This is a genomic window from Mycobacterium adipatum, from assembly GCF_001644575.1.
In the GTDB taxonomy this organism is placed as follows: domain Bacteria; phylum Actinomycetota; class Actinomycetes; order Mycobacteriales; family Mycobacteriaceae; genus Mycobacterium; species Mycobacterium adipatum.
The window spans coordinates 577,419-595,137 of record NZ_CP015596.1; the positions used below are offsets into that span (position 1 = coordinate 577,419).

The following is a 17,719-nucleotide window of genomic DNA, read 5'->3' on the forward strand; positions in this document are numbered from 1 at the left end:
CTCACTCGAAGAACGGATTGTGTTCCGGGAGCGGCTTGATCAGCGGGCCTAGCAACTGTGCTGACTGATCGACGGTCAAGACCTCGGCCCGATCCAACGGGATGATCTCGCGTGCGGTTTCGTCGTACTCCCACACGTCCTCCCCGACCAACCGACCGTGGTCGTAGGGCCAGATCATGTGCTCGGCGGTCTTCACCAGATAGCTGGCTGCGGGGTCCACCGGCACCCCTTCGGCGGCCAGCACGCTGCCCGGCGTCTGCTGGTAGATGAACGACGTCGAGACGATCATGTCGTCACTGACCGCGAGCTTCTCGTCGTCTGAATAGAAGATGCACTGATTGGTGCCCTTCCATCCGCGGTAGAGCGCCTTGACTGCCTCGGTGCCTTCCACGGTGACGCTCTTGCCGAGCATGTTGAAATGGTAGACGGGCTTGTCCACCGTCATGTCCGGCGCGAAGATCTCCTCGTATCGACCGGCCATCTCCAGGTAGCGGTGCCGGTTGTAGGCGTGCAGCAGGTACAGATGGCGCGGATTCTCCGTCGTCTCGATCAACCGCTCCACGGCTCGGTTGGTCTGGGTGATGTCGTAGCGACTCATCTTCGGTTCCTTTCAGGCTGTGGTGAACTGGGTGCGCAATTGGGATTTCTTGAACTTGCCGGTGGCCGTGCAGGGGATCGCCTGCACAAACTCGAAGCGGTCCGGTAACTGCCATCTGGCGAACTCTTGAGCGAGGTGCTCGCGAAGCTCGTCGGCCGACGCGTCGGCGCCGTCGCACAGCGACACCACGGCCAAGGGGCGTTCGCCCCACCGTTCGTCGGGCACCGCGATCACGGCGGCCTGGGCCACGGCGGGGTGCGCCATGAGTTGGTTCTCCAGGTCGACCGAGGAGATCCATTCGCCGCCGGACTTCACCAGATCCTTTGAGCGGTCGCAGATCCGGATGCATCCGTGCGCATCGATCCGCACCACGTCGCCGGTCCGAAACCAGCCGTCGACGGTGAAGTTCTCGGTGCCCCGGCCGCCGTGGTAACTGCCAGCGACCCACGGGCCGCGCACCTCGAGTTCACCCATGGCGGCGTCGTCCCAGGCGATGAGTTCACCGTTGTCGTCGCGGGCCCGGATGTCGAAGAACGGGGTGGCGACGCCCTGCCGGACGCGGAAACCGTACTGCTCGTCGCGTTCGCCTTCGTAGAGTCGCACCGGCAGCCGACACACCGCGCCGAGGGGTGCGGTCTCGGTCATCCCCCAGGCCTGGACGACGGTCAATCCGTGGCGGTCGAACCCTTCGAACATCGACCGTGGCACTGCGGCGCCCCCCACGATCAGACGGTTCAGTTCCGACAGGTCCCACCTGTCCGGTTCGGCGTCCAGCGCGGCGAGCATGCCCATCCATACGGTCGGCACGCCCGCCGTCATGGTGACCCGTTCGTGGGCACACAGGTTGAGCACGCTTTCCGGGTCCAGCCGCGGTCCGGGTAACACCAGGCGTGCCCCCGCCAGCGCCGCGGCGTAGGGCAGTCCCCACGCGTTGGCATGGAACATCGGCACGACGGGAAGCACTGTGTCCCCGGCGGATACGGCTAGTTGGTCGGGCAGCGCCGCCACCAGCGAATGCAACACCAGCGCCCGGTGGGAGTAGACCACGCCTTTGGGTCGGCCCGTCGTGCCGGATGTGTAACACATCGCCGCCGCGTCTCGTTCGTCGAGTTCGGGCCACGTCATGGGCGTGGCATCGGCGATCAGCGCCTCATAGTCCAGCGTGCCGGCGGGCGCCGGTCCGTCCTGAGGGACGACGATGACATGCCTGAAATCGAGTCCGGCCCGGAAGCTTTCGAAGACCTGCAGTAGCGACTCGTCGATGATGATGACGCCGTCCGAGGCGTCGTCGACGATGAACGCGAGCTCATAGGGAAAGAGCCGTGGGTTGAGCGTGTGGATGACAGAGCCCATGGCGGGTACGGCGAAGTACAACTCCAGATGCTCGCGCTGGTTCCACAACAAGGTCGCGACCGGATCGCCCGGACGCACGCCGAGCGCCTCCAGTGCGGTCGCGAGATTGCGCGCGCGGGCGGCACATTCACCGAGCGTGGTGCGCTCGACAGCACCCGACGGGCGCCGCGACACCACCTCTACATCGGCGTGGAACCGCTCGGCGCGCTCAACGATCCTGGTGAGGGTGAGGGGGTAATCGTCCATGCTGTTGCTGAGCATCAGTTGTCCTTTCGCTCGGGTGTCGTTGCGCGCGCGGCGTCACACAGTTCGTCCAGTCCGGCCCGTAAGGCGTCGAGGATCTCCCACGGGTCGTCGGCGAGTTCGCGGTCGACGACGATGCCGAGTTCGAGCTGATCCTGGTAGCTCATCACGGTGATGTTGATGCCGATCCCGTCGAGCACCCCGGACACCGGGAACTGGGCGCGTTGCCGTGCTCCGCCGAGATACAGCGTTGTCGAGGGGCCCGGGACGTTCGAGATCATGACGTTGGCAGGCTGATTCAGCCCACGCACACCGGCGAGCCGGGAGGTGGCCCGCGCCGCCTGTGCGAACAAGGCGGGCGGAATGAAGTGGTTGGCGTCCTGCAGTAACGATGCCGGCAGCGCGCGGTGGCGCTGCTTGACGGGACCCATTTCCTCGTTGATCTTGTGCAGCCGTGCGATGGGGTCGGCGATATCGGTCGGCAGTCGGGTGAGCATCACCGAGACGCGATTGCCGAACGTGCCCCGCTGTTCCGGCGTGCGCACCGACATCGGTATGAAACTGGCGAGCGGTTCGGCCGGCAACTCACCCTGCTTGTTGAGCCAGTTGCGCAACCCGGCGGTACAGATCGCCAGCACGACGTCGTTGACGGTGCAGCCGAAGGTGTTCTTGATCGTCTTGACCTCGGCCAGTGACATCGACCCGAAGGCGACGCGGCGATGCGGTGAGACCCGCGCCTGAAATCGGGTTCTGGGTGCGGTGATATCGCTGCCGCGCAACGCCGCCCGGTTGCCGCCGGCAGCGAGGGCCCGCTTGATCAGCCTGCTGCTGCGGGCAATCGTTTTCACGCCAGGAAGGTGGCGGACGGTGGGTACATCGTCGAGATGTGGCAGCGCCGTAGGTCCTGCCCGCAGCATCCGCAGCGGCTGGCTCATCAGCCCGACCAATCCGCGGCCCAGCATCTGTACTTCGGAGGGGAAGGACTCGGCCGTGATCGCAGGCGCGGGCTCGGACTCGCGCGCGGTGGTGTCGTCGAGCAGAATGCTCATCACTTCGGCGCCGGACACCCCGTCGACCGCCGCGTGGTGCATCTTCGTCAGCACCGCGACGCCGCCGCCCGCCAGGCCGTGGATGACATGGACCTCCCATAGCGGCCGCGACCGGTCGAGTTGGCGACCGATGATGTGCGCCACCTGTTCGGCCAGCTGTCGCTCGGTGCCCGGCGCCGGCAGAGCGAGTTCGCGGACGTGGTACTCGACATCGAAGGTGCCGTCGTCAACCCAGTACGGGTAATCGAGATCGAACGGCACCTGTGCGAGCCGCCAACGGAAGGTGGGCAGCAGATGCAGGCGCTCGCCGATGATCCGGCCGACGAACTTTGCATCAAGGGGTTCGCCGGCTGCAGTGTGCGCGTCGTACACCCCGAGCACGCTGACGTGGCCCTGCACCCGGTCGTTCTCCATGGCCAGGAACTGTGCGTCGAGGCTGGTCAGTTGTCGCATGGGTAGATCGTCCGTCGGCGGTACACCCGTTCTCTTGTCTGCGCGCGCCAACGTTGGGTTCAGCGGTTGTACATTTTGCGCACCGACCTCGACCCACGGCGATACCGTGCAGGCATGGAGCCGGCCTGGACGGGCGCGCAGGGCGATGAACAGCGCCGGGTGTGGTTGACGGTGCTGCGGCCCGCCGCCGCAGGGCTGGCCGAACGCGCCAGTGAGATTGCGCAGGCGGTCAACGAACACACCAGTGAGCGATTGCCCGAACTGCTCGTCAACGAGGAAGCCCTCGAGGTCAGCCGCGCCAGCACCGAGGCCAGTATCCGCGACTTTGCCGAGGCGCTGCTGACCGGAGCCGACCCGAGCGGTGCAACACACCTGCCGGCGCCAACCCTTGCCTATGCCCGCGACGGCGCGCGACATGGCATACCGCTGACGACGCTGATGCGCAGCTATCGCCTGGCCCACGCCGCGACATCTGGGCATTTCGCGGCCATCCTGGAAACCCACGCCGGCGACACCGACGAGCTGCGTCTCGCATCCGAATTGGGTTCGGCGTGGATGTTCGCCTATGTCGACGCCGCGCTGTGTCTGGTGGAGGAGGCGTACACCGCCGAACGCGATCGATGGTTGCGCAGCGCCGCCGCCAGCCAGGCCGAGACGATCGGCACCATCCTGGCCGGAAAGCCCATTGACATCGACGTGGCCACCCGCCGGCTACGCCACGACCTCCGCCGCGTGCAGGTCGCCGTCATCGCCTGGTTGGAGCATCATGAAGAGGGCCGCAACACACAGGCCGTCCTGGAAGCGGCGATCCGCGATATCGCCTCCGCGATCGGTAGTCAGCGGCCCCTTGTTCATCCACTGGGCATCCTGTCCACCGCGGCCTGGATCGGCTCCCACAGCGCCGTGCCGCCGAAGGTGTTGGACGAGTTACGGTTTCGAACGGCCGAGGCGCCTGGGGTGCGGGTCGCGATCGGTGAACCCGAGCGTGGCATCGGCGGTTTTCGTTCCAGCTATCTCGAGGCGGCCGAGGCGCAACGGATCGCCCGCCTGGCCAGCCGCCCGAGCGGCAGCGTCACCCGCTACGACAGCATCTCCCTGCGGGCGATCTCCACCGTGGACGCCGAACAGTCGCGGGTGTTCGTGCAGCGCGAACTGGGCCGGCTGGGGTCCAGGGACGAAACCACGCGCCGGCTGGCGGCCACGCTGCGCACTTTTCTCGACGAGAACTGCAGCCGCGGAAGAACCGCCAAGCGACTGCACATCCACGAGAACACCGTTGCCTATCGGGTCCGCCAGGCCGAGGAACTGCTGGGGCGGCCGTTCGAGAACCGGACGCTGGAACTGCGGGTGGCGCTGGCCCTCGCCGATCTCGTCGGGGAGGCCTCCGACGCGGAGGGAGCGACGACGCCCATCCCGGCGAGCTGACGCACGCCGTATGACCTACTGATTGTGTTGTGGAGCCTAGGAGATTCGAACTCCTGACATCTGCCTTGCAAAGGCGAATCACTCTGCTTTTCAAGAGCTTACAGTACGGACTACGTGCCGAAACTCGTCACTGTGGGTAACGGGATCTGTCTGTAACTGTGGGCAAATTGTGGTCACGAAGGGGGTGGCACCGTGTTCCAGAGAGATAGATCGACCCAGTCGGTTGGGAAACCCATGTCTGCTACCGGGGACTTGTCTGGCAGCTCGGGGAACTTGCGGACGTGACTTTTAAAATCGAGGTGCCATGTTGACGCGGGGTCTATGTGGCGCACCAAGTACGCCAGAATCGCCGAGAGCACGTACATCTTGTCCCGTGTACCCCAGGTAGCCGCGTGCTTCAGCTCGTCCTCGACCTGATGCGGACTGAATTTGGCCGACTGATATGTCAGCACTCGGTTCCAGAGACGACTGTGGTGCGCGCAGAGATTACGTAGGTAGTTCAAGTCTCGCAGCCACTTCTTGAGTAGCGCGCCGCCCTTCAGCCTCATACTGGCCGCGATGGCGTTTTGGTCAGACTTTTCGAGTAGGTTGTAGATTCGGCACAAGGCGCCAAAGTCGAGAAACTCCACCGCAATCCACACTGGAATTGGATCGCCATACTTGGCTCGGTGATGAATCCTGTAGTCCTCGTTCTTGGCCGCGGACTTGAGCTTTTCGTAGCGCTCCATCCAGTCGTCAAACAGATTGATGGCGCCGCCGGCACATGGCTCGTTGCAGGTCGCTCGGTCCAGAGATGACGGCTCGACATGACCGAATATGCTGCGCTGAGCCAGCGTGTGCGCCAGCTCAGACCGGAGGCCGATCTCGACGACTTCAAGCGCATCCATGCACTTGAGCCGCAGTTTTCGGTCAAAGCGCCATAACGACTGAACGTGCTCGAATGTAGCGCCGGCCTTGATGGCGTCCGATCGGTAGTGTGCTGGACTGGACTTTCGCGACGCCTCCGGCGGCAGCATCTCACGGAATGGATAGACATAAGCCGAGAGACGGTAGTAACCGACCTGCTTAAGAAGCTGTACAGCCGCCGCTTCGTCGGCACAGATAAGCCCGCGGCCGACCATGATCTGCACCTGGTCCTCGCGCGACAGGTGGGGCTTGCTGTATGCCGTCATTGTTCCTACATATGAAAACCGACCCTTGATAGCCGAAGCTAACAGCGGGGCCGGTGTTAATGTGTCCAAAGATAGGGAAAACGCCGAGACGCGTCAACGACGCTCGCAGCCCCCACCTGCGAAGATATGCGCCTAAAGGCCTCCATTTAAGCTCTCGAGAGACTTGTGGCACGGACCTACGCGATAACCCTAACCGTGTAATTTAGTCGCCTAGCGGCTTTGTTGGGGCGGTATAACAGCCCGCTGGACTATGCCGTCGGACCACGGCATAGTGTGATTTAGGTCATACTATTTTGGGTACGTCAGCCGATGCGCGTATAACCTCAGCCGGTCTGTCACTAAACCTCATCTACCTCATTTGTCACACTGACTCTGCTGCCGCCCCGCAATTCTCGTGCGCAGCGAGGACCGCTGACCCTGCACTCGCAGACAACGGCCAACGCCCGGACACTAGCGATCCATACATATAAAATTTTATAGTAGGTGCGTGACTGCCAATCGGATCGACGCCATGCTCAGCGCGCCAGTATCTGAGCGCGGGCAACTCATAGCCCAAGCAGTCGAGGATCAGTGGTACGAAAAGAAGGGCGCCCGCGTAAGCGCACAGACACTCGGCCAAGCGCTGGTGGCCTTCGCGAATGCCGAGGGCGGCTTGGTCGTCGTGGGAGTTCAAGGTGGCGTAGTCCAAGGAATGACCCGGCAAGGCATCAGGCAGATCAACAGCCTCCGACAGGCGTCCATCGACCACGCAGTGCCCCCGGTTCGATACAGCTGTTCTGATGTTGGGTGCATCAACGCCGATGGGCATGAGGATTTCCTGCTTGTATTTCGTGTTGATCCAGGTGAACGCGTCCACGAGATGCGGAACGGTGACACGTACCTTCGTGTCGGTGACGAATCGCGGAAACTGAACTACTCGCAGCGTCAAGAGCTCGAGTTCGACAAGGGTCAGGCTCAGTACGACGGGATGGCCGTCAATAACGGCTACGGCGTCGCCGATTTGGATGATCGTCTGCTGGAGAACTACCGCGAGAACACGGGTGCGGAATCGGCGGAGGGCATACTCCGAGCCAGGAGCCTCCTTACGAAGGACGGCTCCCTCACCAACGCTGGCTATCTCTTGTTTGCTGGGCACCCGCAACAGGAGTTCCCCGAGGCGTACATACGGGTGCTTCGATATATGTCAACGGACCGGGGAACCGGAGCTGACCTCAATCTATACGACGACGGCGACGTGAAGATTGAGGGCCCGATCCCGTACGCAATCCAAAGTGCCGCCGAGGTGATCGAACGGTTCGCCCCCAAGCGACGATCGCTTAACGCCACTGGCCTCTTCACTGGCGCTGACATCGTTCCAAGAGACGCATGGCTTGAAGGGCTGGTGAACGCGGTGATCCATAGATCGTACAGCCTTGCTGGCGACCACATCCGCGTCGAGATCTTCCCCGACCGAATTGAGATTGAGAGCCCCGGCAGGTTTCCTGGCCTGGTCGATCCTTCGAAACCCCTTGAGATCAGCCGATTCGCAAGGAATCCGCGAATCGCGAGAGTGTGTGCCGACCTCCGAATTGGGCAGGAGCTGGGCGAAGGCATCAAACGGATCTTCGAGGAGATGCGCAAGGTCGGCCTCACTGACCCTGTCTACAAACAAGGCACTGGCAGTGTGCGCCTCCGCTTGGAGGCGGTTCACCGACTCCGCGCGGAGGTGGCCGCACGTCTTCCGAAGGGCAGCCAAGGCGTTTTAGATCTTCTTCGGGGCGCATCAACGCCGATGGGAACAGGCGAGGTCGCAGATGCTCTGAACATGAGCAGACCAACGGCGACAAACCGGCTGCAAGCCCTTCGGGACGAAGGACTAGTTCGATGGATCGGCAAGTCGCCAAAAGACCCGCGAGCGGCCTGGGCGCTGGCGGATCTGTGAAGCTTCAAGTTTTGGGAGTGATTTTTAGAGTAGATCGCCGACACTTTCAAAACTGCCCGTTTCCGCTGCTAGAGAGGTTTTACTCGACATAGAACCCGCTATTGAGATTTTCTAGCATTTTTAGAGTTGAGCAAATTTATGCAGCCAGCGAAGCCACGGATGAAGATGCGGAGGCGCAGCGTGCATCTTGACTCGCTGAGCTTCTGCCGGTCTGACATCACCCGGTCCAGCTCACCGACGTCCTTGACAGTGCCAGATTGGATGGTGGTGCTGTAGTCGTTTCCATCAACGGGGCGTCCTACGTTTCTTAGCTGATGTACCCGATCAGCGGGTCGCTCGGCGTTCCCGTGGGATGTTGAGCCGCGACTATTTTGGCTAATGATTCGGCCCGGGCAAGGCCAGCAATCAAGTGGACCCTCGGCTCGAGAAGAACGCGGTGGCTGTGACAGCCTGATTTGGCCCCGGGTGGGCGGTCGAAAGTGGCCCCACCTGTGTGGTCGCGGGTGTGCTGTTGTGACGGTCTGAGTTGGCCCCACCTTGACGACACGCCGCGTCGGTTATGACGGCGTGAATTGGCCCCACCTGACAGTGATCACAGGCGGTTCCGGATGGCCCGGATCGCTGGTGAAGGGTTGGTGGCTGGAAAGGTGAGGACACGGGTGGAGCAGTTCGCAGCGATCCGCCGGGATCGTCGGGTTGAGGGTTTGTCGATCCGGGCGCTGGCAGACAAGTACCGGGTGCATCGACGCACAGTGCGCCAAGCGTTGGATTCGGCGGTGCCGCCGCCGCGCAAGACCGGGCCGCGAGCGGCGCCGCGGTTGGAGCCGTTCAAGGCGGCCATCGATGAGATGCTGCGTTCGGATCTCGATGCCCCGAAAAAGCAACGCCATACCGCGCGACGGGTGTTGGCGCGGCTGGTCGATGAGCATGACGCAGCCGGGTTGTCGTATTCGACGGTGCGCGACCACATCCGCAAACGTCGCCCACAGATCGCTGCGGAGGCGGGCCGGGCCTTGGAGGCGGGATTTGTGCCGCAGACCTACCGACCCGGCGCTGAAGCCGAGGTCGACTTCCACGATCTGTGGGTGATGCTGGCCGGGGTGAAGACCAAGACCGCACTGTTTACGATGCGGTTGTCGTTCTCGGGGCGAGCAGCGCATCGGGCGTTCGCCACCCAGGGCCAGGAAGCGTTTCTGGAGGGCCACGTTCACGGGTTCGACCGCCTCGGCGGGGTGCCGGTCGACAAGATCCGTTACGACAATCTCAATAGTGCGGTCAAGCAGGTGTTGTTCGGACGGTCCCGTCAGGAGAATGAACGCTGGATCGCGTTCCGCTCGCACTACGGCTTTGAAGCGTGGTATTGCCAGCCCGGTCACGACGGCAGCCACGAAAAGGGCGGCGTGGAAGGCGAAGGGGGCCGGTTTCGCCGCAATCACTGCGTGCCGATGCCGGTGGTCGACTCCATCGACGAGCTCAACGCCTTCTTGGCCGCTGCTGACGACGCCGACGATCGTCGTCGGATCGCTAACCGCGCCAACACTGTTGGCCAGGACTGGGAAACCGAGCGGCAGTTCCTGCAGCCTGTTGCCGATCAGGGGTTTGAGACGGCGTTGACGCTGACTCCGCGGGTGGATCGGTACGCCCAGATCATGGTGCGCTGCAATCAGTATTCGGTGCCGGCCCGGTTCATCGGGCATCGTGTGCGGGTGAAACTGTCGGCGTCGCATGTCACTGTCTATGACCGCACCACGGTGGTGGCACGTCATCCCCGGGCAGTCGGCAAAGGCACCAAAGTGCTGGACTTGGACCACTATCTGGAGATCCTGGCCCGCAAACCCGGTGCCTTGCCGGGGGCCACCGCACTGGCTCAAGCGCGGGCGGCCAAACTGTTCACCGCTGAACATGACGCGTGGTGGGCCGCAGCCCGGCGGGTTCATGGGGATGCTGGCGGAACCCGTGTGCTGGTTGAAGTCCTGCTGCTGCACCGTCACCTCGACCGCGCTGATGTGCTGGCCGGTATCAGCGCTGCGCTGTCGGTGGGCTCGGTCAATGCCGATGTGGTGGCGCTGGAAGCCCGCCGGGCCGCCGAACAGCGCGCCGGCCTCGGTTCGCCACCCGGCGGCGGTGAGGGCGCCCAGGTGCTCCGGCTCGCTGAGCACCGCCTGATCGCCGACGAGCGGCCGTTGCCGTCGGTGGCCCCCTATGACACGCTGCTGGGGCAGCAGAGCTCATGAACACCACCGCGCGTCACACCGTCACCGATCAGGCCGCGGTCGCGGCAATCGAACAGGGCGCCCGGATGTTGCGGCTGCCCACCATCCGTGACCGCTTCGCCGAGATCGCCGCCGCGGCCGAACGTGAACAGCAGTCCTATCTGGGGTTCTTATCGGAGCTGATGATCGCCGAATGCGAGGACCGGGATCGCCGCCGGGCGCAGCGCCGTATTCATGACGCCGGGTTCCCTCGGCCAAAGCGGCTTGACGAGTTCAGCTTTGAGGCCAACCCCGCGATCAACCCCGCAGTCATCGGCACCCTGGCGACCTGCGCCTGGGTCAAAGCCGGTGAACCCTTGTGCTTGATCGGCGACTCCGGGACCGGCAAGACTCACCTGCTGATCGGGTTGGGAACCACCGCCGCCGAAGCCGGTTACCGCGTCCGCTACACCCTGGCCAGCAAGCTGGTCAATGAACTCGTCGAGGCCGCCGACGAGGCCCACCTGAGCAAGTTGATCACCCGCTACGGTCGGGTGGATCTGCTGCTCATCGATGAGCTGGGCTACCTGCAATTGGACCGCCGCGGTGCGGAGTTGCTGTTCCAGGTGCTCACCGAGCGCGAGGAACGCGCCTCGGTGGCGATCGCGTCCAACGAGCCGTTTTCCGCGTGGACCAAGACCTTCACCGACCCGCGACTGTGTGCGGCCATCGTCGACCGGTTGACCTTCGCCGGGCAGATCATCGAAACCGGCACCACCTCCTACCGACTCGCCCATGCCCGCACCCGCCGCACCAGCACCGCGCAGTAACTCACGCGCCTCTGGCCGGCCTGCAGCCGATACAGTGACCAGGTCATGTTGGTCGCCGATCTGCAGCACTTCCTCGACGTGGGCCCCGAGACCCCCGGGCCGGCCCGTGCGCTCGCCGAGCACCTGGGCGGCATCGTTTCCGCAGCGTCGGCCGGCGACGCTCACACCCGGTGGGAAACCGCGCTGCCGTGTCGGCGCCGACCAACCAACCGCCGCTGCCCGGGCCGCATCACGGTGGTCCGCGGCGATGCTGATCAACCCATCGGCTGGCAATGCAGCCAATGCGGCGACGACGGCACCATCAGCAACTGGGCAGCATCAATCTACGATCTGCGTCGCCAGCAACTGACCGCAGCCCAACCGCGCCGCGACATTCCCATCGACGCTGACACCGCAGCGACCCTGCGCACCCTGCCCTTCCTCGACAACAACTGTCAGAGAGCGGTTTTCGCGATCTGCGCCCACGGCGGCAAGCTTCATCTCACGATGACCGCCGCCGAACTCGACGACCTGATCGATGCTCTGGCTGCCGAGTCCAATCATGAACCCCACCGCCGCCGTCAACGCCAACTCGACACCGCCTACGACACCCTGACCGCCGCCACCGACACGCCCCGGTGGTGACCCAATGGCCCTACCCGAACTCGATATCGCACGCGTGCAACAGTGGTGCGCGGCCAGAGTGCCCGAACACGCGCGTCACCAAGTCCGCGTCGAATGCGACGTCGCTGCCCGGCACCTCACCATCGTCGAACGACGAGCGCCGTGGCGCGAAGACTACGGTCCAGACTGGACCAGTTTCCCGATCGCACGACTGCGCTACACCGCCACCACCAACACCTGGACCCTGTACTGGCGAGACCGACACCTCAAATTTCACCGCTACGACACGATCGACCCCACACCGCACATCCACGATGTGCTCACCGAAATCGATCACAACCCCTCAGGCATCTTCTGGGGCTAGCCACCTCAACGCCAGAAAATCCCAACGCACCGCGAAGGGGGGCCAAAACTAGCCGTCACACTGGGGCCACTTCAAGTTGACATTGCCAACGCGGCCGGCGAGAAGGTCACGGTCTACGAGTTCAAGATCCATGAGTTGCGCCACACGGCAGCATCGTTGGCGATCCAGGCCGGGGCGAATATCAAGAGCCTGCAGAACGTGCTTGGGCACGAGAGCGCGGCCCTGACCCTGGACGGTACGGCCGTCTCTGCGAGTCCGATGTCGAGGCTGTAGGTGTCGCTATCAATCAGCCGTCGACTCGCGACTGTGGGCACGGACGCCGCCCAACGCGAAAGCAGGCCAGACCACACAGGTTTTGACCTACTGATTGTGTTGTGGAGCCTAGGAGATTCGAACTCCTGACATCTGCCTTGCAAAGGCAGCGCTCTACCAACTGAGCTAAGGCCCCCTACGGGGTTATGCGAGCCGGTCCTCGGTGGTGTGCCAGACCTCGACACCGTGCCGCGACCGATAGACGATCACCGCTACGGCCGCTGCCACCGCCACGAACACCCACTTCATGGTGCATACCTTTCCGTGGGCCTAGGAGGACTCGAACCTCCGACCTCTTCGTTATCAGCGAAGCGCTCTAACCACCTGAGCTATAGGCCCGTAGCAACCACCCGAAACTCACTGGCTGGCCGAGCGACGAGATTACCGTAACCACGGCCGATCGCCCAAACCGCGAGGATCAGTCCCGATCCGCCAGGGTCACCTCGACGCCGCCGACCAGATCGGTGATGAGGTTGTAGATGAACGCGCCGGCCGTCGCCATCGCCGTCAGCAGCACGATGTTGACCAGACCGATCAGCGTCGCCCCGCCGAAAATCGTTCCGCTGGAGATCAGTTCGCCGCCGGTGCCGCTGTCACTGGTGAGCAGGTCACCGACATTGCTGTTCAGCTTGGTCCACACGCCCATGCCGCCGAGCACCAGGTACAGGAAGGCCACCGCGATCATCCAGACGAAGAACATCACACCGGAGAGCACCAGTGAGACCTTCAGCGTGCTCCACGGATCGATCCGGCGGATCTGCATGCTGGCCCGGACCGGGCCGTGCGATTTCTTGGCGACCTGCACCCGGCTCGCCGGGGCGGACGGTCGCTGCTCGGCGGTAACGGGCGTATTGGCCGGGCGCGCCGGGCGTGACTGCGCCGACAGATCGGGCAGTTCACTGGCGTAACTCTCCGCCCGCTGGCCCTCCGGGCGCTCCGGGGCGCGGGTCGGGACGACCTCGGTGTCCCGATTGACCGTGCTCGGACCTCCCGCGATGAACTGGCCGATCCGGGCGTCGGCGCCGGGGGAGCGGACCGGCGGCCGCTGCGGCTCGGGCGGACGCTGCCCCTCCGCCGGCCGCTGCCCCTCCGCCGGACGCTGCGCTTCAGCTGGCCGCTGCGCTTCGGTCGGACGCTGGGCATCGGCCGGGCGCGGGGCATCGGCGGGACGCGGGGCGTTGGCGCGGGCGCCCGGACCCCGCTGCCACGGTGGAACGTCACTGGACTCGGCGGCCACCCGCCCCGGCGGCCCGGCAGGCGCTCCATTGGCGCCGCCGGGGCCCTCGCCCGCACGCGGGTGTCCGGGCTCGTTCGGTGAAGTCACCTAGTGGCTCCTTGTCTCAGGCCGTGCCGAGGTGGCAGCGGCGTCGCGTCACGTTGCGTCGGGTTCGGTGCTGTCCGGTTCGGTGGCTTCGGGTTCGGTGCCCTCGGCCTCCGCGCCGTCCGACTCATCGCCGGCTTCGGCGTTCCGCGCAATCGCAATCAGTGTGTCGCCCTCACCCAGGTTCATCAAGCGGACGCCCTTGGTCTGGCGCCCGGCCTTGCGCACCTGGCGAGCGGCCGTCCGGATGACACCGCCGCCGGAGGTGATGGCGTACAGCTCGGTCTCATCATCGACGATCAGCGCCCCGACCAGACTTCCACGCTTGGCGTCGTACTGGATCGTGAGGATGCCCTTGCCGCCGCGGCCCTGCGCGGTGTATTCGTCGATCGCGGTGCGCTTTGCGTAGCCACCCGCCGTCGCCACCAGCAGGTACTTGTCCGGTTCGACGACGTTGAGCGACAGCAGGCGGTCGTCGGTGTTGAACCGCATGCCCTGCACCCCGGAGGTCGCACGGCCCATCGGCCGCAGCGCTTCGTCGGTCGCGGAGAAGCGGATCGACTGCCCCTTGGCGCTCACCAGCAGCAGATCGTCCTCGGCCGAGCAGAGCACCGCCCCGACCAGTTCATCACCGTCGCGCAGGTTCACCGCGACGATGCCGCCGGAGCGGTTGGAGTCGAAGTCGGTCAGCTTGGACTTCTTGACCAGACCGTTGCGGGTGGCCAGCACCAGATATGGCGCGTCCTCGTAGCTCTGGATCTGGATGACCTGGGCGATGCGCTCCTCTGGCTGAAAGGCCAGCAGGTTGGCGACGTGCTGGCCACGTGCGGTGCGCGAGGCCTCCGGCAAGTCGTAGGCCTTGGCCCGGTACACCCGGCCCTGCGTGGTGAAGAACAGGATCCAGTCGTGGGTGGAGCAGACGAAGAAGTGGTTGACGATGTCGTCCTGCTTGAGGCCGGCGCCCTGCACACCCTTACCGCCACGCTTCTGGCTGCGGTACAGGTCGGTCTTGGTGCGCTTGGCGTACCCGGTCTCGGTGATGGTGACGACGACGTCCTCGCGGGCGATCAGATCCTCGTCGCTGACCTCGCCGTCGGCCGGCACGATCCGCGAGCGGCGGTCGTCGCCGTACTTGTCGGCGATCTCCTTGAGCTCGTCGCGGACGATGGCGCGCTGGCGTTCCGGCTTGGCCAGGATGTCCTCGAGGTCGGCGATCTCGGCCTCGATCTTGGCCAGATCATCCACGATCCGCTGGCGCTCGAGGGCGGCCAGGCGGCGCAGCTGCATATCGAGGATGGCCTGGGCCTGGATCTCGTCGACGTCGAGCAGGTCGATCAGGCCCTGGCGGGCGACGTCGGCGTTGGCCGAGGCGCGGATCAAGGCGATCACCTCGTCGAGCGCATCGAGTGCCTTGACCAGACCGCGCAGGATGTGGGCCCGCTCATTGGCCTTGCGCAGCCGGTACCGGGTGCGGCGGATGATCACGTCGAGCTGGTGCTCGACGTAGTAACGGATCATCTGGTCCAGCCGCAGGGTGCGCGGCACCCCGTCGACGATGGACAGCATGTTGGCCCCGAAGCTGGTCTGCAGCTGGGTGTGCTTGTAGAGGTTGTTCAGCACCACCTTGGCCACGGCATCGCGCTTGAGCTCCACCACAATGCGCAGTCCGACGCGATCGCTGGACTGGTCCTCGATATTGGAGATGCCGGTGAGCTTGCCGTCGCGAACCTGCTCGGCGATCGAGGTGATGAAGTTGTCGTGGTTGACCTGATACGGCAGTTCGGTGATGACGATCGAGGTGCGCCCGCGGGAATCTTCCTCGATCTCCACCACACCGCGCATCCGGATGGATCCGCGACCGGTGGTGTAGGTGTCGTTGATGCCCTGGGACCCGACGATCAGACCCGAGGTCGGGAAGTCCGGACCCTTGACCCGCTCGCAGCAAGCAGCCAGCGTGGTTTCCTCGTCGGCCTCATGGTTTTCCAGGCACCAGTACACGGCCTCGGCGAGTTCGCGCAGGTTGTGCGGCGGGATGTTGGTGGCCATGCCGACGGCGATACCGCCGGATCCGTTGGCCAGCAGGTTCGGGAACCGGCTGGGCAGCACGGTCGGTTCCTGCACACGACCGTCATAGTTCGGGATGAAATCGACTGTCTCCTCGTCGATTTCACGCAGCATCTCCATGGCCAACGGGGTCAGCCGCGCCTCTGTGTTGTGGCTGACGAAACCGTTGGTGATGAATGCATGGTCGTCGGTTTGCACTCGCAGGCTGTAGACCGGCTGCACACCGGCTTCGGTGACACTTGCCACCCGTGCGTAGTAGAAACGGCCATCGGTGAGATCGGTTGCCACGGCGCGGACATCCGCGTCCGCGATATGGGAGAGGATCTCCGCACCCCCGGTCCGCCAACGCGACAGCCGGTCGATGTTGTGCTTGCGCAGCCACTCCTTGTCGACCCAGCGACCGCCGCCATGCCTGCGGATGAACTCGCCGAGTCCCGGGACGAAATCGCGATCCAGGCCGGCCGCAACGGTCGGCAAAGTGCTGAGGATCTCGCGGAGCTTCTGCTGCTTGACGCCCCCGAAACCGACCTGGGCGGCGAACGCCTCCGCATGGCCGCGATTGGTGATGACCACCTTGTGCTCGCCGGTCGCATGTCGATAGCGATGTGACACCACACCGAACTCGAGGAGTAGCTGCTGCACGTCGACTGCCAGTTGGCGACTACGCGTCGAGTACGAAATCTGAATGGTGTTCCGTGGCAGGCTGGAGCAGGATCCGTCACCCTCGAACAGCGCCTGCAGGAACGACCGCTTCACCCCGGTGGTCGAATTCCACAACCATTGCGGCACAACCTTGGCCGCGGAACGCTGATTGCACAGCTCACCCAGGCGCGACGCCTTCAAGGCAGAGACGTTGTGGATATCGAGCTCGTGCAACAACGAACCGGACGCAATGGTGCGCGAAGACAGGTACCGCGCACCACCGATGACGGCGTCATAGGCCGCCACTACGACATCGAAGAACTCGCGGTCCAGATTGTTGAATCCGGCCCGAGTTTCGGAGACGAATCCCTCACTGATGAAGGCACCGGCGAGCAGCCCCTCCATCACGGCCAACCAATCGTCGGCTCCAAACTCGGTGGCCGGGGTGCGCTGCAACGCGACCACGTCTCCGGGACGGATCTCCTCGGTCAGCTTCCACAACAGCGTCGGAACCCCGGCTACGTCCACGAGGCAAAGCAAGGGGTGGTTGGCGGTACCGGTCACCGAGAATCCTTCATCGGTGGTCACCGTGAAGGTTTCGTGGTCCCCGGAATGGAAGACGCGGTCCACCGATGCCGGGTTGCCGTGTCGATCCAGAACCTTCAGATCCACCACGGCATCGGTGTTCGGCCGCTGCCCCGCCACGATGCCGTCGATACGGACCGACTGTCCCATCGGCAACCGGACCATGGCATCTCCGGTGACGCAGTAGCGCATCGCGGCCGGCGGATCGTTGCCCGGGGAGCCGAAGTTGCCCTGGCCGTCGACCAGCGGGTAACGCAACGACCACGGCTGGGCCATCCGGACCAGGGTGTCGTAGATCGACGAGTCGCCGTGCGGGTGATAGTTACCCATCGTCTCGGCCACCGACCGTGCCGATTTCGCGTGACCACGGTCGGGCCGGAAACCGGAGTCGAACATGGCGTACAGCACGCGGCGGTGCACGGGCTTGAGACCGTCGCGCACCTCGGGCAGTGCGCGCCCGACGATGACGCTCATGGCGTAGTCGATATAGCTGCGCTGCATCTCCTGCTGGATATCGACAGGTTCGATGCGGTCGCCAGCTTCGTCGCCGGGTGGCAGTGTGGTGTCAGTCATGAATCAGTCCTAAGCCCCG

Annotated in this window: 12 protein-coding genes, 2 tRNA genes and 1 pseudogene; 7 read left to right on the forward strand and 8 right to left on the reverse strand. The window is 64.3% G+C overall.

Going from position 1 to position 17,719, the window contains the following annotated elements; genetic code table 11:
* Position 1 precedes the first annotated feature (1 nt).
* The 3 genes from A7U43_RS02645 to A7U43_RS02655 are packed head-to-tail and all read right to left on the reverse strand — an operon-like array spanning position 2 to position 3,696.
* Positions 2-598, reverse strand: a complete 597-nt coding sequence (locus A7U43_RS02645; RefSeq protein ID WP_067990775.1) for a hypothetical protein — start codon at positions 596-598, stop codon at positions 2-4.
* A gap of 12 nt (positions 599-610) precedes the next feature.
* Positions 611-2,212: a long-chain fatty acid--CoA ligase gene (locus A7U43_RS02650; protein ID WP_067990777.1), complete on the reverse strand. Its 1,602-nt coding sequence runs from the start codon at positions 2,210-2,212 to the stop codon at positions 611-613.
* Entirely contained in the window at positions 2,212-3,696 is a 1,485-nt protein-coding gene (locus tag A7U43_RS02655) for a WS/DGAT/MGAT family O-acyltransferase (protein ID WP_067990780.1), read from the reverse strand. Before A7U43_RS02655 ends, A7U43_RS02650 begins: the two co-directional genes overlap by 1 nt.
* A 114-nt stretch (positions 3,697-3,810) precedes the next feature.
* Here A7U43_RS02655 and A7U43_RS02660 point away from each other — a divergent pair, with 114 nt between their 5' ends.
* Positions 3,811-5,121 (forward strand): PucR family transcriptional regulator, encoded by a 1,311-nt coding sequence (locus tag A7U43_RS02660; protein ID WP_067990782.1) that lies wholly within the window; start codon positions 3,811-3,813, stop codon positions 5,119-5,121.
* Between the two features lie 173 nt (positions 5,122-5,294).
* Here A7U43_RS02660 and A7U43_RS02665 read toward each other — a convergent pair whose 3' ends face one another.
* Complete coding sequence (locus tag A7U43_RS02665) at positions 5,295-6,293, reverse strand: Abi family protein (protein ID WP_067990786.1); 999 nt, start codon at positions 6,291-6,293, stop codon at positions 5,295-5,297.
* A gap of 487 nt (positions 6,294-6,780) precedes the next feature.
* Here A7U43_RS02665 and A7U43_RS02670 point away from each other — a divergent pair, with 487 nt between their 5' ends.
* The 6 genes and pseudogenes from A7U43_RS02670 to A7U43_RS30730 all read left to right on the forward strand — a co-directional run.
* Positions 6,781-8,214: an ATP-binding protein gene (locus A7U43_RS02670; RefSeq protein WP_082901989.1), complete on the forward strand. Its 1,434-nt coding sequence runs from the start codon at positions 6,781-6,783 to the stop codon at positions 8,212-8,214.
* A gap of 647 nt (positions 8,215-8,861) precedes the next feature.
* Positions 8,862-10,448: an IS21 family transposase gene (gene istA, locus A7U43_RS02675; protein WP_068001747.1), complete on the forward strand. Its 1,587-nt coding sequence runs from the start codon at positions 8,862-8,864 to the stop codon at positions 10,446-10,448.
* A complete protein-coding gene (gene istB / locus A7U43_RS02680; RefSeq protein ID WP_062895396.1) occupies positions 10,445-11,236 on the forward strand; it encodes an IS21-like element helper ATPase IstB in 792 nt (263 codons plus the stop codon). The genes istA and istB overlap by 4 nt, the downstream gene beginning before the upstream one ends.
* A gap of 45 nt (positions 11,237-11,281) precedes the next feature.
* Complete coding sequence (locus tag A7U43_RS02685) at positions 11,282-11,860, forward strand: hypothetical protein (RefSeq protein ID WP_067990791.1); 579 nt, start codon at positions 11,282-11,284, stop codon at positions 11,858-11,860.
* A 4-nt stretch (positions 11,861-11,864) separates the two neighbouring features.
* Positions 11,865-12,203: a DUF3024 domain-containing protein gene (locus tag A7U43_RS02690; protein ID WP_062887574.1), complete on the forward strand. Its 339-nt coding sequence runs from the start codon at positions 11,865-11,867 to the stop codon at positions 12,201-12,203.
* Positions 12,204-12,332: 129 nt separating this feature from the next.
* Positions 12,333-12,562: pseudogene (locus tag A7U43_RS30730) on the forward strand (tyrosine-type recombinase/integrase); the annotation flags it as partial.
* A 16-nt stretch (positions 12,563-12,578) separates the two neighbouring features.
* On the opposite strand, the gene A7U43_RS02695 reads toward A7U43_RS30730, so the two are convergent.
* From A7U43_RS02695 to gyrA, 4 genes are all read right to left on the reverse strand, one after another.
* Positions 12,579-12,651 (reverse strand) — tRNA-Ala (locus A7U43_RS02695).
* Between the two features lie 129 nt (positions 12,652-12,780).
* A tRNA-Ile gene (locus tag A7U43_RS02700) sits at positions 12,781-12,854 on the reverse strand.
* Between the two features lie 79 nt (positions 12,855-12,933).
* Positions 12,934-13,839 carry a DUF3566 domain-containing protein gene (locus A7U43_RS02705; RefSeq protein ID WP_067990795.1) on the reverse strand — a complete coding sequence of 302 codons (906 nt, stop codon included), beginning with the start codon at positions 13,837-13,839 and terminating at the stop codon, positions 12,934-12,936.
* Between the two features lie 48 nt (positions 13,840-13,887).
* A complete protein-coding gene (gene gyrA, locus A7U43_RS02710; protein ID WP_067990798.1) occupies positions 13,888-17,700 on the reverse strand; it encodes an intein-containing DNA gyrase subunit A in 3,813 nt (1,270 codons plus the stop codon).
* Between the last annotated feature and the right edge of the window lie 19 nt (positions 17,701-17,719).

What these genes read in the sequence shown, in the direction of transcription:
- A7U43_RS02645 (WP_067990775.1), bottom strand. Translation starts at nt 598, where the DNA reads ATGAGTCGCTACGACATCACCCAGACCAACCGAGCCGTGGAGCGGTTG.
- A7U43_RS02650 (WP_067990777.1), bottom strand. Translation starts at nt 2,212, where the DNA reads ATGCTCAGCAACAGCATGGACGATTACCCCCTCACCCTCACCAGGATC.
- A7U43_RS02655 (WP_067990780.1), bottom strand. Translation starts at nt 3,696, where the DNA reads ATGCGACAACTGACCAGCCTCGACGCACAGTTCCTGGCCATGGAGAAC.
- A7U43_RS02660 (WP_067990782.1), top strand. Translation starts at nt 3,811, where the DNA reads ATGGAGCCGGCCTGGACGGGCGCGCAGGGCGATGAACAGCGCCGGGTG.
- A7U43_RS02665 (WP_067990786.1), bottom strand. Translation starts at nt 6,293, where the DNA reads ATGACGGCATACAGCAAGCCCCACCTGTCGCGCGAGGACCAGGTGCAG.
- istB (WP_062895396.1), top strand. Translation starts at nt 10,445, where the DNA reads ATGAACACCACCGCGCGTCACACCGTCACCGATCAGGCCGCGGTCGCG.
- A7U43_RS02685 (WP_067990791.1), top strand. Translation starts at nt 11,282, where the DNA reads ATGTTGGTCGCCGATCTGCAGCACTTCCTCGACGTGGGCCCCGAGACC.
- A7U43_RS02690 (WP_062887574.1), top strand. Translation starts at nt 11,865, where the DNA reads ATGGCCCTACCCGAACTCGATATCGCACGCGTGCAACAGTGGTGCGCG.
- gyrA (WP_067990798.1), bottom strand. Translation starts at nt 17,700, where the DNA reads ATGACTGACACCACACTGCCACCCGGCGACGAAGCTGGCGACCGCATC.